The sequence below is a fragment of the Chromobacterium sp. ATCC 53434 genome (assembly GCF_002848345.1).
Classification (GTDB): domain Bacteria; phylum Pseudomonadota; class Gammaproteobacteria; order Burkholderiales; family Chromobacteriaceae; genus Chromobacterium.
Map to the genome: position 1 here is coordinate 2,263,361 of NZ_CP025429.1, position 13,710 is coordinate 2,277,070.

At 66.3% G+C, this 13,710-nt stretch carries 13 protein-coding genes; 6 read left to right on the forward strand and 7 right to left on the reverse strand.

The features are described from left to right. Nucleotides 1-218: 218 nt before the first annotated feature. Together dsbD and CXB49_RS10250 are read left to right on the forward strand one after the other, a co-directional pair. Complete coding sequence (dsbD, locus tag CXB49_RS10245; RefSeq protein WP_101708300.1) at nt 219-2,003, forward strand: protein-disulfide reductase DsbD; 1,785 nt, start codon at nt 219-221, stop codon at nt 2,001-2,003. A gap of 63 nt (nt 2,004-2,066) precedes the next feature. Beyond that, nucleotides 2,067-3,161, forward strand: coding sequence for an AI-2E family transporter (locus CXB49_RS10250; RefSeq protein WP_101708301.1), 1,095 nt, complete (start codon nt 2,067-2,069; stop codon nt 3,159-3,161). A gap of 64 nt (nt 3,162-3,225) precedes the next feature. On the opposite strand, the gene CXB49_RS10255 is transcribed toward CXB49_RS10250, so the two are convergent. From CXB49_RS10255 to CXB49_RS10280, 6 genes are all read right to left on the reverse strand, one after another. Next, on the reverse strand, nt 3,226-3,564 hold the full coding sequence (locus tag CXB49_RS10255; protein ID WP_101708302.1) for a 2Fe-2S iron-sulfur cluster-binding protein: 339 nt from the start codon (nt 3,562-3,564) through the stop codon (nt 3,226-3,228). After that, nucleotides 3,561-4,754, reverse strand: coding sequence for a gephyrin-like molybdotransferase Glp (glp, locus tag CXB49_RS10260; RefSeq protein ID WP_101708303.1), 1,194 nt, complete (start codon nt 4,752-4,754; stop codon nt 3,561-3,563). The genes CXB49_RS10255 and glp overlap by 4 nt, the downstream gene beginning before the upstream one ends. A gap of 123 nt (nt 4,755-4,877) precedes the next feature. Further along, nucleotides 4,878-5,843 (reverse strand): ABC transporter permease, encoded by a 966-nt coding sequence (locus CXB49_RS10265; protein WP_101708304.1) that lies wholly within the window; start codon nt 5,841-5,843, stop codon nt 4,878-4,880. Continuing rightward, nucleotides 5,844-6,935, reverse strand: coding sequence for an ABC transporter permease (locus CXB49_RS10270; protein ID WP_233493034.1), 1,092 nt, complete (start codon nt 6,933-6,935; stop codon nt 5,844-5,846). Then, a complete protein-coding gene (locus tag CXB49_RS10275; RefSeq protein ID WP_101708305.1) occupies nt 6,932-8,461 on the reverse strand; it encodes an ABC transporter ATP-binding protein in 1,530 nt (509 codons plus the stop codon). Before CXB49_RS10275 ends, CXB49_RS10270 begins: the two co-directional genes overlap by 4 nt. A gap of 115 nt (nt 8,462-8,576) precedes the next feature. Continuing rightward, nucleotides 8,577-9,581 (reverse strand): BMP family protein, encoded by a 1,005-nt coding sequence (locus CXB49_RS10280; protein WP_199406823.1) that lies wholly within the window; start codon nt 9,579-9,581, stop codon nt 8,577-8,579. Between the two features lie 221 nt (nt 9,582-9,802). Here CXB49_RS10280 and CXB49_RS23440 point away from each other — a divergent pair, with 221 nt between their 5' ends. From CXB49_RS23440 to CXB49_RS10295, 4 genes are all read left to right on the forward strand, one after another. Then, nucleotides 9,803-10,030: a hypothetical protein gene (locus tag CXB49_RS23440; protein ID WP_158300739.1), complete on the forward strand. Its 228-nt coding sequence runs from the start codon at nt 9,803-9,805 to the stop codon at nt 10,028-10,030. Between the two features lie 12 nt (nt 10,031-10,042). After that, nucleotides 10,043-10,789 (forward strand): tRNA pseudouridine(65) synthase TruC, encoded by a 747-nt coding sequence (locus CXB49_RS10285; RefSeq protein ID WP_101708306.1) that lies wholly within the window; start codon nt 10,043-10,045, stop codon nt 10,787-10,789. A gap of 13 nt (nt 10,790-10,802) precedes the next feature. Next, nucleotides 10,803-11,651, forward strand: a complete 849-nt coding sequence (locus tag CXB49_RS10290; RefSeq protein ID WP_101708307.1) for a 23S rRNA (adenine(2030)-N(6))-methyltransferase RlmJ — start codon at nt 10,803-10,805, stop codon at nt 11,649-11,651. 308 nt (nt 11,652-11,959) lie between these two features. After that, nucleotides 11,960-12,649 (forward strand): nitroreductase family protein, encoded by a 690-nt coding sequence (locus tag CXB49_RS10295; RefSeq protein WP_101708308.1) that lies wholly within the window; start codon nt 11,960-11,962, stop codon nt 12,647-12,649. A 9-nt stretch (nt 12,650-12,658) separates the two neighbouring features. Here CXB49_RS10295 and CXB49_RS10300 read toward each other — a convergent pair whose 3' ends face one another. Continuing rightward, nucleotides 12,659-13,690: a dienelactone hydrolase family protein gene (locus CXB49_RS10300; RefSeq protein ID WP_101708309.1), complete on the reverse strand. Its 1,032-nt coding sequence runs from the start codon at nt 13,688-13,690 to the stop codon at nt 12,659-12,661. Nucleotides 13,691-13,710: the final 20 nt, after the last annotated feature.

The window sequence follows — 13,710 nt, forward strand, 5'->3', positions numbered from 1 at the left end:
CAAAGTCCTTGAGCGGGCTTGATATACTCATTCTTATTTTTCACAAGCCGGGCGCTGTCGCCGTCCCGGTGGCGGGGCTATACTGGCCCCCTGGCGCGCATCGCCGTTTGCCGGATCGTGCCATTTGATGCATATTGCATCACGATTCGGCGGCACGGAACCGATGCCGAGACCGCCGCGTCAGAACCCTATCGCCAACCCCAGAACAGAGTCTGCAAGTGCAAGCATACCTCAACTCCCTTTACCGCTCGGCCTGGCGCTGGCTGGCGGCGCTCGTCGCCTGCCTGAGCATCGCCCTGCCCGCCCACGCGGTCAATCAGGACGACCTGCTGCCGCCGGAGAAAGCCTTCGCCGCCCAGGTCAGCCGCGACGGCGACAAGCTGCAGCTGACGCTGGACGTCGCGCCCGGCTACTACCTGTACCGCAACCGCATCCACATCAGCACCGTGCCGGCCGATCTGGCGGGCAAGCCGGAACTGCCGGCCGGCCAGGAAAAGTCCGACCCCTATTTCGGCAAGCAGACCATCTACCACGGCAAACAGCTGATCACCATCCCGCTAACCGCCGGCGCGCCGGCCGACTTCCGGCTGGACGTGAAGCTGCAGGGCTGTGCCGAGGCCGGCGTCTGCTATCCGCCTTACACCCACAAGCTGCAAGTCGGCGGCGCCGGCGGCAAGCTGGGCGCGTGGACGGGAGGCGCCGACGCCGCGGGAAAAGCGTCGGCCGGTAACAGCGAGTTGGCCGGCCGCGGGTGGCTGGCCACACTGGGCACTTTTCTGCTGGCGGGACTGGGCATGGCGTTCACCGCCTGCATGTATCCGCTGCTGCCCATCGTTTCATCGCTGATTGCCGGCCAGGGCGCCACCATCACCCGTCGCCGCGGTTTTCTGCTGTCGCTGTTGTATGTGCAGGGCCTGGCGCTGACCTATACCGCCGTCGGCGTCGTCGCCGGCCTGACCGGTTCGCTGCTGACCGTCTGGCTGCAGCAGCCGGCCGTGGTGCTGTCCGCCAGCGCGCTGATGGTGGTGTTCGCGCTGTCGATGTTCGACTTGTTCACGATCCAGCTGCCCAACAGCCTGCAGTCGCGGCTGGCCGACACCTCCAACCGCCTGTCCGGCGGCAAGGCGGTCACCGTGTTCCTGATGGGCGCGCTGTCGGCGCTGATCGTAGGCCCGTGCGTCGCGCCGCCGCTGGCGCTGGCGCTCGGCTATATCGGCAGCACCGGCGACGCCGCCCTCGGCGGCGCGGCGCTGTACGCGATGGCGCTGGGCCTGGGTCTGCCGCTGATCGTCATCGGCACCTTCGGCGGCCATGTGCTGCCGCGCGCCGGCAACTGGATGAAGGCGGTCAAGTCAGTGTTCGGCGTGGTGATGCTGGGCCTGGCCATCTGGCTGGCCACGCCCTTCCTGCCGGCGTCGCTGGTGATGCTGCTGTGGGCGGCGCTGCTGATAGGCGCGGCGGTCTTCCTCGGCGCCTTCGACAGCCTGTCCGCCGGCTCCGGCGCGCGCGCGCGCCTCGGCAAGGCGCTGGGCCTGCTGCTGTTCCTGCTCGGTGGCGCGCAGCTGCTGGGCCTGCTGTCCGGCGCCGACAATCCGCGCTATCCGCTGAAGCTGATCGCCGCCAGCAACGCCGACGCGCACGCCCAGCAGAACTTCCAGCCGGTCGGCTCGATCGCCGAGCTGGACGCGAAGCTGGCCGAGGCCAAGGCCGCCGGCAAGCCGCTGCTGTTGGACTTCTACGCCGACTGGTGCATCGCCTGCAAGGAAATGGAGGCGGAAGTGTTCCCGCAGCCGCAGGTGGCTGCGCAGATGCAGCGCTTCGCGCTGCTGCGCGCCGACGTCACCGCCAACAAGGCCGAGCATCAGGCGCTGCTGAAGCGCTTCGGCCTGTTCGGCCCGCCAGGCATCATCCTGTTCGACCCGCAGTCCCGCGAAGCCGGACGCGTCGTCGGCTACACGCCGGCCGCCGCATTTGCCGGCGAACTGGGCAAGGTGGCAAACTAGCGCCGTATCCGGCCGGCGCCATCGCGCCGGCCGCCATTTCCGCCACCTAGAACGGATGCCTCCATGCCTCCCCTGCCCAACGCTTTTTCCAATGTCAGCATACTCGGCGTCTTCCGCGTCGCCATTCTGGCGCTGCTGGTGGTCTCCTGCCTGAAAGTGCTGCAGCCCTTTCTCGGCGCGCTGACCTGGGCCGCCATCATCGCCATCTCGGCCTGGCCGCTCTATTGCCGGCTGAAGCTGCGGCTGCACGGACGTCACAAGCTGGCGGCGCTGTTGATCGTGCTGGCGCTGTCCGCTGCGCTGGCCATTCCGATCGGCCTGATGGCGCTGACGCTGGCCGACACGCTGCCGCACCTGGCCAATCTGGCGCACGATCTGACCAGCTTCCGGCTGCCTGACGCGCCGGCCTGGCTGGTCAATCTGCCGGTGGTCGGCGACAGCCTGCAAAAGCTGTGGCAGAGCACCCAGGCCGACCTGCCCGGCTTCTTCGAGAAAATCCGTCCGGCGATCAATCAGGCGGCGTTGTGGCTGTTGTCCGGCGGCGCCAATCTGGGTCTGAGCCTGCTGGAAATCGTGCTGGCGATCGCCGTCGCCGGCCTGCTGCTGATCAACGGCGACAAGCTGTGGGAGCTGGTGGAGCGCATCGTGATCAAGCTGGGCGGCGAAACCGCCAGCGAGCTGCCGGAAGTGATCGCGCGGACGATACGCAGCGTCACCACCGGCGTCGTCGGCACGGCGCTGGCGCAGACCATCTTGTGCGTGATCGGCCTGTTGATCGCCGGCGTGCCCGGCGCGCTGGTGCTGGGCTTCGTCTGCTTCATCGTCGCCGTCGCCCAGCTGCCGACGCTGATCGTCTGGCTGCCGGCCGCCGCCTGGGTGTTCTACACCGGCCACACCGGCCTGGGCGTCTTCCTGCTGATCTGGGGCTTCCTGCTGATCAACACCATAGACAACGTCCTGAAACCGCTGTTGATCAGCCAGGGCGCGCAGATGCCGTTGTCGGTGATCTTCCTCGGCGTGATCGGCGGCCTGATCGCCTGGGGCGTGATCGGCCTGTTCATCGGCCCGACGCTGCTGGCGGTGGGCCTGACCATGCTGCGCCACTGGCTGGAGCAGGACGACAACGAGGAGCTGGCCTGCGAGGGCGAGCAAGGCTGAGTCCACCAGGTGCGGCCAGGCAAAACGAAAGCCCCCTGACGGGGGCTTTTTTCATCGCGCCGGCTCAATCGTCCGGACACAGGACTTTCCAGTCCGCGCCCTCGTCCACCTCCAGGTGGCAGGCCAGCCGCCACGGCTCCGCCTCGCGCCACTCCTCGCTGGCCGCCAGCGCGGCGTCTATCGCGCCGGCGCGCAACAGCACATTCCTCTCCTTGCGTCCAAGCCGCTGCGGCGGGGCCATGCCGGCTATCCTGACCCTGCAAGTACCGCAGGTGCCCTGGCCGCAGCGCCAGTGCAGCGGCACGTCGGCCAGCCGGGCGACGTCGAGCAGATTGTCGCCGGCCATCGCCTCGGTCTCGTTCAGCAAGGCGCCGTTCTCGGCGACGAAGCGGATACGGCTCATTGCCCGTCCAGCGGCAGGTAGCGCAGCTCGTCGCCCGGCGCCACCGTCTGGCCCGCCTCCAGCCAGGCCAGGCCGTCGGCCCAGGCGCAGGAGGTCAGCGCGCCGGAGCTTTGCTGCGGATACAGTTGCAGCGTCCAGCCGTCGTCGCCGGCCACCCTGCGCACGCGCAGAAACTCGCTGCGCCGCGGATCGGGACGCGTCCATTCGAAACCGGCCCGGTGCCGCGCCGGCGGCGCCTCGTCCGTCCGCAGGCCCATGCGCAGCTGCATAAAGGGCCGGATCAGCGTCTGCAAGGTGACGAAGCCGGACACCGGGTTGCCCGGCAGGCCGATGAAGTCGGCCTCGCCGACGCGGCCGAAAGCCAGCGGCTTGCCCGGCTTGATCGCCACCTGCCACAAGGTCAGCTCGCCCTCGGCCTCGACCGCCGCGCGCACATGATCCTCCTCGCCGACCGACACGCCGCCGCAGGTGACGATGACGTCGGCCACCGCGGCGGCGTCGCGCAGCAGCTGCCGCGTCGGTTCCAGCGCGTCGCCGACCTGGCCGAGGTCTATCACCTCGCAGCCCAGCCGCTGCAAGGCCGGCTGCAGCCAATAGCGGTTGGAATTGTAGATCTGCCCCGGCGCCAGCGGCCGGCCGGGCTCGACCAGCTCGTCGCCGGTGAAGAACACCGCCACCCTCAAGGCCGGCAGCACCGGCAGCGTGGTCAGGCCGATCGAGGCGGCCAGACCCAGGTCGGCCGGCGACAGGCGGCGGCCGGCGGCGATGACGCATTGGCCGCGGGCGATGTCCTCGCCGCGCGGACGGATGTTCTGCCCCGGCCGCGGCGCGGCGGAAAAGCTCACCAGGCCGGCGTCGTCCACCGTCGCCTGCTCCTGCATCACCACCGCGTCGGCGCCAGCGGGTATCGGCGCGCCGGTGAAGATGCGCGCGACGCTGCCCGGCTGCAACGGCTGCGGGTCCGAACCCGCCGGAATCCGCTGCGACACCGGCAGCGGCCCGCCCAGCTCCGCGCAGCGCACGGCGTAGCCGTCCATCGCGCTGTTCGGATGCGGCGGCACGTCGATGCCGGCCTCCACCGGCTCGGCCAGCACCCGGCCGGCGGCCTGCGGCAGCGCCACGGTTTGGCGCAGGGTCAGCGGCCTGGCGCGCGCTTGCAGCCAGTCGCGCGCCTCTTGATAGCTCAGCATGGCGAAACGTCCTGTTGATGGGCGGGTCCCGCCCGCCCGACAAGCCCCCATCATAGCACGGCCCAGCATGAGAAAAGCCCGCCGGGCCATGCCGGGCGGGCTTTTGCAGACCAGGTCGCCGCTTCAGCGCGACTTGACGAAGGGCACGCCTATCGCCTTCGGCGCCAGCGCGCGGCCGACGAAGCCGGCCAGCAACAGCACAGTCAGCACGTAAGGGATCACCGCGATCGCCTGCGACGGAATCTGGCCGATCACCGGCAGCGCCACGCCCTCCAGACGGATCTGGATCGCGTCGGCGAAGGCGAACAGCAGGCAGCCAATCACCGCCGGCACCGGACGCCACTTGCCGAAGATCAGCGCGGCCAGCGCCAGAAAGCCCTTGCCCGCCGTCATTTCCTTGATGAAGCTGCCGGTCTGGTAGACGGACAGATAGGTGCCGGCCATGCCGCACAGGATGCCGCCCCAGAACAGCGCGGTATAGCGCACTCTGGCCACCGAGATGCCGGCGGTGTCGGCCGCGTGCGGATTTTCGCCGACGGCGCGCAGGCGCAGGCCGAAACGGGTCTTGTACAGCACCCAGGTGACCAGCGGGATGACGACCAGCACCGTCAGGTAGACCAGGATGCTGTGGCCCGATATCAGCTTGCTGTAGACCAGGCCCAGCACCGGCACGTCGCGCACGGCGTCGGCGAACGGCAGCGTGATCTCGTGAAAGCGGCCCTCGTCCGGCAGCTGCGGCGAGTTGCCGCCCTGCTGGAACCAGGCCAGGCCCAGCACCGGCGTGATGCCGGAAGCGATGGTGTTGATCGCCATGCCGGAAATCAGCTGGTTGCCGTTGTAGGTGACCGATACGAACGCGTGCACCATGGCCAGCGACACGGCGGCCATCATGCCGGCCAACAGGCCGATCCACGGGTTGTGGGTCAGATAGGCCGCCGCCGCGGAGGCGAAGGCCGCCGCCAGCATCTTGCCTTCCAGGCTGATGTCCACCACGCCGGAGCGCTCGGAGAACATGCCGGCCAGCGCCGCCAGCACCAGCGGCGTGGCCACGCGCACGGTGGAATCGAGAAGACTGAAGAACATTTCCATTTACTTGTCCTTGCGCTTGAACAGGCCGGCGATGAACGGCTCGAACAGGTTTTCCAGCGCGCCGCAGAACAGGATGATCAGGCCCTGGATGAACAGGATCATCTCGCGGGTGATCATCGGTTTCTCGAACGACAGGTCCGAGCCGCCCTGGGTCAGCGCGCCGAACAGCAGCGCCGACAGGATGATGCCGACCGGATGGTTGCGGCCCATCAGCGCCACGGCGATGCCGACGAAGCCGACGCCGTTGGTGAACAGCACGTTCATCCGGTGCGAGGAGCCCAACAGGTCGTTGACCGACGACAGGCCGGCCAGCGCGCCCGATACGCACATCGCGACGATGATGACGCGGCTGACGCTCATGCCGGCGTAGCCGGCGGCGTGCTCGTTGGTGCCGACGGTGCGCAATTCGAAGCCCCAGCGGCTGTGCCAGACGATCAGGTAGAACAGGCCGGCGGCCAACAGCGCGAACACGAAGCACAGGTTCAGCGGCGAGCTGGGCAGGCCGGAGAACAGCTCGTGCGCCTGCGGAATCCAGCCGCTCTGGCCGAACAAGCGGGTCGTCGGGTTCTGCGAGCCGGCTTCGATCAACTGGTGGCTGATCAGGTACAACATCAACGAATAGGCGATGAAGTTGAACATGATGGTGGTCACCACGATGTGGCTGCCGCGCTTGGCCTGCAGATAGGCCGGGACATAGGCCCAGGCCGCGCCGAAGCCCATCGCCGCCAGCATCGCCAGCGGAATCAGCACATAGGACGGCAGCACGTGGTCGAAGCCCAGCATCACCAGCGTTACGCCCAGGCCGGCCAGATAGGCCTGGCCCTCGCCGCCGATATTGAACAGGCCGGCGTGGAAGGCGGTGGCGACGGCGAGGCCGGCGAAGATGAAGCTGGTGGTGTAGAACAGCGTGTAGCCTATGCCCTCGCCGTAGCCGAAGGCGCCGTGGATCAGCAGCTTAAGGCATTCCCACGGATTCTCGCCAATCATCCAGGTGACGAAGCCCGTCACCAGCAAGGCGGCCAGCAGGTTGAGCGCCGGCAGCACGGTCAGCTGCGCCCAACGCGGCAAGGTGGATGGTTGTCCGAATTTCAATGCTTGTGCCCCCCCATCAGCAGGCCGAGGGAAATGGTATCGGCATCCTTGGCCGCCACTTCGCCGGTAATCTGCCCGCCCGCCATCACCAGGATGCGGTCGGCCAGCGCCAGGATTTCTTCCAGTTCCACCGAGACCAGCAAGATGGCCTTGCCCTGGTCGCGCAGCTCGACGAGCCGCTTGTGGATGAACTCGATCGCGCCGATGTCGACGCCGCGCGTCGGCTGGCCGATCAACAGCAGGTCCGGATCAGCGTGGATCTCGCGCGCCAGCACCACTTTCTGCTGGTTGCCGCCGGACAACAGGCCCACGCGCAGCAGCGGATTGCCCGGACGGATGTCGAACTGGGCGATGAAGTCGCGGGTGCGCTCCACCAGCTTCTTGCGCGAATACAGCGGGCCGCGGCTCAGCGACTTGTCATCGTGGTAGCCCAGTATCGCGTTCTCGAACGTCGAGAAGGCCTTGACCAGGCCCTCGCGCGAGCGGTCCTCCGGCACGTGGCCGATGCCGCGCTGGCGGTAGACGGCAGCGCGCGGCGTGTGGCGGCACGGCAGCTTCAGCAGGTCCTCGCCCTTGTAGACGATGCTGCCGGCGCTGGGGTCGCGCATGCCGGCCAGCACCTCCAGCAATTCGGACTGGCCGTTGCCGGACACGCCGGCGACGCCGACGATCTCGCCGGCTCTGACCTGGAAGTTCAGATTGTCGAGCAGCTTGACCTGGCGCGCGTCTATCAACGTCAGGCCGCTGACGTCGAGCACGGCGGCGCCGGGCTTGCAGTCGGCCTTGTCCACCTTCAGCGACACCTTGCGGCCCACCATCAGGTCGGCCAGCTTTTCCTTGTCGACGTCGCAGGTGCGGACATTGTCCACCACGGTGCCGGCGCGCATCACGCTGACGTTGTCGGTGATGTCCATCACCTCGCGCAGCTTGTGCGTGATCAGGATCACCGTCTTGCCCTGCGCCTTCAAGGAACGCAGGATGTGGAACAGGTGGTCGGCCTCCTGCGGCGTCAACACCGCGGTCGGCTCGTCCAGGATCAACACGTCGGCGCCGCGGTACAGCGCTTTCAGGATTTCCACCCGCTGTTGCAGGCCGACACCCAGGTCGCTGATCAGCGCGTCCGGGTCCACCTCCAGCGAGTAGCTGTCGTTCAACTGCTTCAGATGCTCGCGGGCCTCGTCCATGCCGCCCTTGAGCAGCCGGCCGCCTTCGGCGCCCAGCACGATGTTCTCCAGCACGGTGAAGGTTTCCACCAGCATGAAGTGCTGATGCACCATGCCTATCCCCAGGCGGATCGCTTCCTGGCTGTTGCGGATGCGCGCATCCCTGCCGTTGACGCGGATGGTGCCGCTGTCGGCGTGGTAATAGCCGTACAGAATGCTCATCAACGTCGATTTACCGGCGCCGTTCTCGCCGATGATGCCGTGGATGCTTCCCTTCGGCACGCTCATCGTCACGTCGCGGTTGGCCTTGACCGCACCAAAACTCTTGTTGATGCCGGCCAGCTCAATGGCAAACTCGGTCATGCTTGATATGTTCCCGATTCTTCTTCGATTCGTGTTTCCCCGGCGGCATGAACAAACAGCCGCGATGATGGATCACCGCGGCTGTGCCCCACTTTCCGGGGAAGTCGCTGCCGGTTTATTGCACCGGGCAGCTGTTGTTGGCGCGGTAGTCGACCACCTTGATCTTGCCGGCCATGATCTCGGTCTTGGCCTCGTTGATCTTCTTCTCCATATCCGGCGTGATCTGCGGACGGTTGTACTTGTCCAGCGCCCAGTCGACGCCGTGTTCCTTCAGGCCCAGCACCTTCACGCCGGACTTCCAGGAACCGTCCTTGGCTTCCTTGAAGGTGTTGTAGACGGCGACGTCCACTTTTTTCACCATCGAGGTCAGCACCGAGCCCGGGTACAGGTAGTTCTGGTTGCTGTCGACGCCGATGGAGAACTTGCCGGCGTTCTTGGCGGCTTGCAGCACGCCCAGGCCGGTGCCGCCGGCGGCGACGAAGATCACGTCGGCGCCGCGGTCAAACTGGCTCTTGGCCAGCTCGGTGCCGCGCGCCGGGTCGTTGAAGGCCTGCGGGGTGGTGCCGGTCATGTTCTGCAGCACCACGACGTTCTTGTTGGCGTACTTGGCGCCCTGGGCGTAGCCGCAGCCGAAGGCGCGGATCATCGGGATGTCCATGCCGCCGATGTAGCCGACTTTGCCGGTCTTGGACTTCAGCGCCGCGGCCATGCCGGTCAGGAAGCTGCCTTCCTGCTCCTTGAACACGATGCTCTGCACGTTCGGGCCCTTGGCCACGGCGTCGATCAGCGTGAATTTGACCTTGGGGAACTCCTTGGCCACGGTTTCCACCGCTTGGGCGAAGTTGAAACCGACGGCGACGACGATGTCGGTGTCGCGGCCGGCCATCTTGCGCAGCAGCTGTTCCTTCTGCGCGTCGGACGAGATCTGGCCGTCGCGGTAGCTGACCTTGAAGTCCTTCTTGAAACGCTCTGCGCCGTTGTAGGCGGCTTCGCTGAAGCTCTTGTCAAACTTGCCGGCCTGATCGTAGATCACGGCCGGAGTGAAGTCCTTGGCGCAGGCGGCTGCGGACAGGACCGCGGCGGCGACTGCGAAGCTGAGTCGTTTCAGTTGAATGGTCATCTCTATAACTCTTGGTTGAGTTGGGTCAACGCGCATGGCTCCATGCAGGCGCGGCGATTGCAACAGCGCGGACTTGAATGGTGACAGCTTGGCTTGCGAGCGGCATGTAACCTGCCGACTACAGCTCCAGGTGTACCGAAGCGGTCTGGACCGCCTCCTGCGCAATGCAAAAACCGGCTGCAGACACCACTTTGTCGTTCTTCTGAGCGCGGCGAATTGTAATGAGCGTTAACCTGGCTGTAAACAATTTCCTCTCGACTTTGAAATACCATGTCGCAAACATTTCTTCGCGTGAAAATATTGATTCGCCTGCAAGCCGCGCCAGCGCTGGATTACGCAAATGGCATTCCGCACTCATCATGACAGTCGTCAAACAGATTGATCCAACACAAAACTTAACGGCTATATCCAAAGCAGCGTGCAAGCCCTACAATTCCGCCCTGCCCTAGACCTCCGTTTCCATGCTGCAAATACTCTATCGGGACGATCGCCTGATCGCCATCCACAAGCCCGCCGGCCTGCTGGTGCACCGCACCGTGCTGGACCGCCACGAAACCCGCTTCGCCGTCCAGTTGCTGCGCGACCAGATCGGACAACGCGTCTATCCGGTGCACCGGCTGGACAAGGGCACCTCGGGTGCGCTGCTGTTCGCGCTGGACAAGGACGCCGGCCGCGAGATGAGCTGGCAGTTCGAGCGCCAGCAGGTGGACAAGCGCTACCTGGCGGTGGTGCGCGGCCATACCGACGACGCCGGACATATCGACCACCCGCTGAACCGCCGCCCCGACGATCTGGAATGGATAGGCGAGACGATGGAAACCGCGCCGCAGCCTGCCGTCACCGACTACCGCACGCTGGCCCGCGCAGAGCTGCCCATCATGGTGGAACGCTACCCCACGAGCCGCTACAGCCTGCTGGAGCTGACGCCGCAGACCGGCCGCCGCCACCAGCTGCGCCGCCACCTGAAGCATATCGCCCATCCCATCATCGGCGATTCCACCTACGGCAAGGGCCGCCACAACCGGATGTTCGCCGACGAGCTGGACTGCCGCCGCATGCTGCTGGCCTGCGTCGAAATGCGGCTGACGCTGCCGGACGGCGGCCCGCTGCTGCTGCGCTGCCCGCTGGAGCGAGACTTCTCCGCGCTGTTGTCGCGCCTGGGCTGGCTCGACGCCGTCGGCGCCGCCGGAATCGAATCAACCATCTGAAAGAACAAGACCGATGCTCAGCTACCGCCACGCCTTTCACGCCGGCAACCACGCCGACGTGCTCAAGCACCTGATCGAGATCGAGCTGCTGAACTACCTGGGCCAGAAGGACAAGCCCTACTGGTATATCGACACCCACGCCGGCGCCGGCGCCTATTCGCTGACCGAGGGCTACGCCGCCAAGAACGCCGAGTACGAAAGCGGCATCGCCCGGCTGTGGCGGCGCGACGATCTGCCGGAGGCGGTGCGCCAGTATGTGGACGTGGTCAAGCGGATGAATCCGGACGGCGAGCTGAAGTTCTACCCCGGCTCGCCGTGGTGCGCGGCCGACGTGATGCCGGAAAGCGACAAGCTGCGCCTGTTCGAGCTGCACCCCAGCGACGCGCAGATCCTGCAGCAGAATTTCGAGGGCAGTGGCCGCCGGGTGCAAATCCAGCAGGCCAGCGGCTTCGACGGCATCAAGGCCGTGCTGCCGCCGCCGCCGCGCCGCGCGCTGGTGTTGATCGACCCGCCCTACGAGGACAAGCGCGACTACCAGAACGTGGTCGCCGCGCTGAAAGAAGGGCTGAAGCGCTTCGCCACCGGCGTCTACGCCGTGTGGTATCCGTGCCTGCAGCGGGCGGAAATGAAGGAAATGCTGCCGGAGTTGAAGAAGCTGCCTGCCAAGAACTGGCTGCGCGCCGAGTTGCAGGTGCAAGGCCCGTCGGCCGATGGTTTCGGCATGCACGGCAGCGGCATGTTCATCGTCAACGCGCCGTGGACGCTGCCGCAAACGCTGCAACAGGTGCTGCCCTATCTGGTGGAACACCTGGGCCAGGACGCCAAGGCCGGCTTCGTGCTGGAAACCGGTGGCGATCTGTAAAGCCCGCCCTACCGAGACAAGCGCCCGTTCAGGGCGCTTTTTTTACGCCCCGGGCGTTCCGCCCTCCCGCTTCCTCTCCCGCCCATCGCTTCATTTGAAGTATTTTCATGTGAAATAAAATTACATGACAAACGACTCTTCAAATGAATAATGCCAATTGCATTTCAACGAAAAAGGCTGCCATGCTATAGCCGGAAGGCGGCGGAATCAGCCACCGTCCGGCCAAACACGGGCATCGAAGACCGCGCCGCCGCCAATCCGCCGGAGCAAGGCCTCCGACGACGCTACACCCACAGACAGGAGCCGCCATGAGCAGATTGCCGTTCAACCAGGGCCAGCCGGCCTTCATCCCGCTGAGCACCTTCCAACGCTACCCCGAGGCCGAGATGGTGGAACGCTCCCGCGCCTTCTACGCCGACATCCGCCGCCGCAAGACCGTGCGCGAATTCACCGCCCAGCCGGCCCCCCGCGAAGTGATAGAGAACGCGCTGCTCGCCGCCGGCACCGCGCCGTCCGGCGCCAATCACCAGCCCTGGCATTTCGTCGTCGTCGAGGATCCGGCGCTGAAACGGCAGATACGCGAAGGCGCCGAGGCCGAGGAGCGCGAATTCTATACACACCGCGCGCCGCAGGAATGGAAGGACGCGCTGGCCCCGCTGGGCACCGACGCCGACAAGCCCTTCCTGGAAACCGCGCCCTATCTGATCGCCATCTTCGGCCAGAAAAAGACCGTGCTGGCCGACGGCGGCGAGATCAAGAACTACTATGTGCCGGAGTCGGTGTCGATCGCCGCCGGCTTCCTGATCGCCGCATTGCACCATGCCGGCCTCGCCACGCTGACGCACACGCCCAGCCCGATGAACTTCCTGAACCAGCTGCTGGACCGTCCCGCCCACGAGAAACCCTACATCCTGCTGGTGGTCGGCTATCCGGCCGCCGATTGCATGGTACCCAATATCGGCAAGAAGCCGCTGGACGAGATCGTCAGCTTCCGTTGAGGAGGCGGTCTAGCGTCCGTTTGCGAACGCCGATCGCAGAAAGTCGGCGACAAGCGCCGGCGACTGTTCGCGACCGACCGGGTCCCCGCCTATGGTGACGCCCCTGCTCAGACACGTCCGGGTCGCCTGCCGCGCCTCCTCTCCGGACACGACGCCGCTGCCGGCGACCATGGAGAAACGGCCCGAGTCCAGATCGTACGCGCCATGGCACAGCCTGGCGCTGGTCGCGCTCGGCACCGCACGCAACGGCGTGAACCGGTCGAAGGCATGGTAGGCGTCGGGATAGACCTTGACCGTCACCGGCGCGCCCTTCGCCTTCAGGCCGTCGGCATAGTCGATGCAGGGCGCGGCGGGCGTGTAGTCGTCCTTGCCGCCAAGCAGCATCAGCACCGGCGCGCCGTCCAGATGGTTCGAGTCGTAGTGGATGCCGCAGCTGGGATAGAAGGCGACATGCGCGGCAAAACGCAGGCCATCGTCGATGACGCCCTTTCGGAAGGGCTCAAGCGACGAATAGAGGGCGGCGACGCCTCCGCGCGAGAACCCCATCACCGCGATCCGCCTGGCGTCGATCGCCGGGTGCGTCGCCAGCAGCCGCAAGGCGGCGTAGCCGTCCGCGATATCGGCCGCCATCGACAAGCGCGTCTGGTCCTTCTCGGTCTCCGCGATGTTCCGCCCGGAAAAGCTGTCGACGACGAAACTGGCATAGCCTAGCGCGTTCATCCGTTCCGCCCACATCCACTCCCCCGGATTGATGCCCAGGCTGCCGTGAAGAATGACGACGGCGGGAACCGGGCCTTTCGCCTGTTTGGGCAGCGACAGCATGCCGGTCACCACGGCCTTGTCGGCGGGCGCGCGCCGGACAAAGTCGATGATTTGCCGCGGCGTGACCGACTCGAACGCGACCGCGCCGACCCGGCCGTCGGCCAGGCTCGCCACCGGCGCGCCCGAGACCGTGATTGACGAAGAGGCGCGGGCATGGCCGCCCGCGATGGCGCAGACTGTCAATCCGATGGCAAGCGCGCGGTTCAGGATGGCCGGCATTGTCGATGACTCCCCTTGTT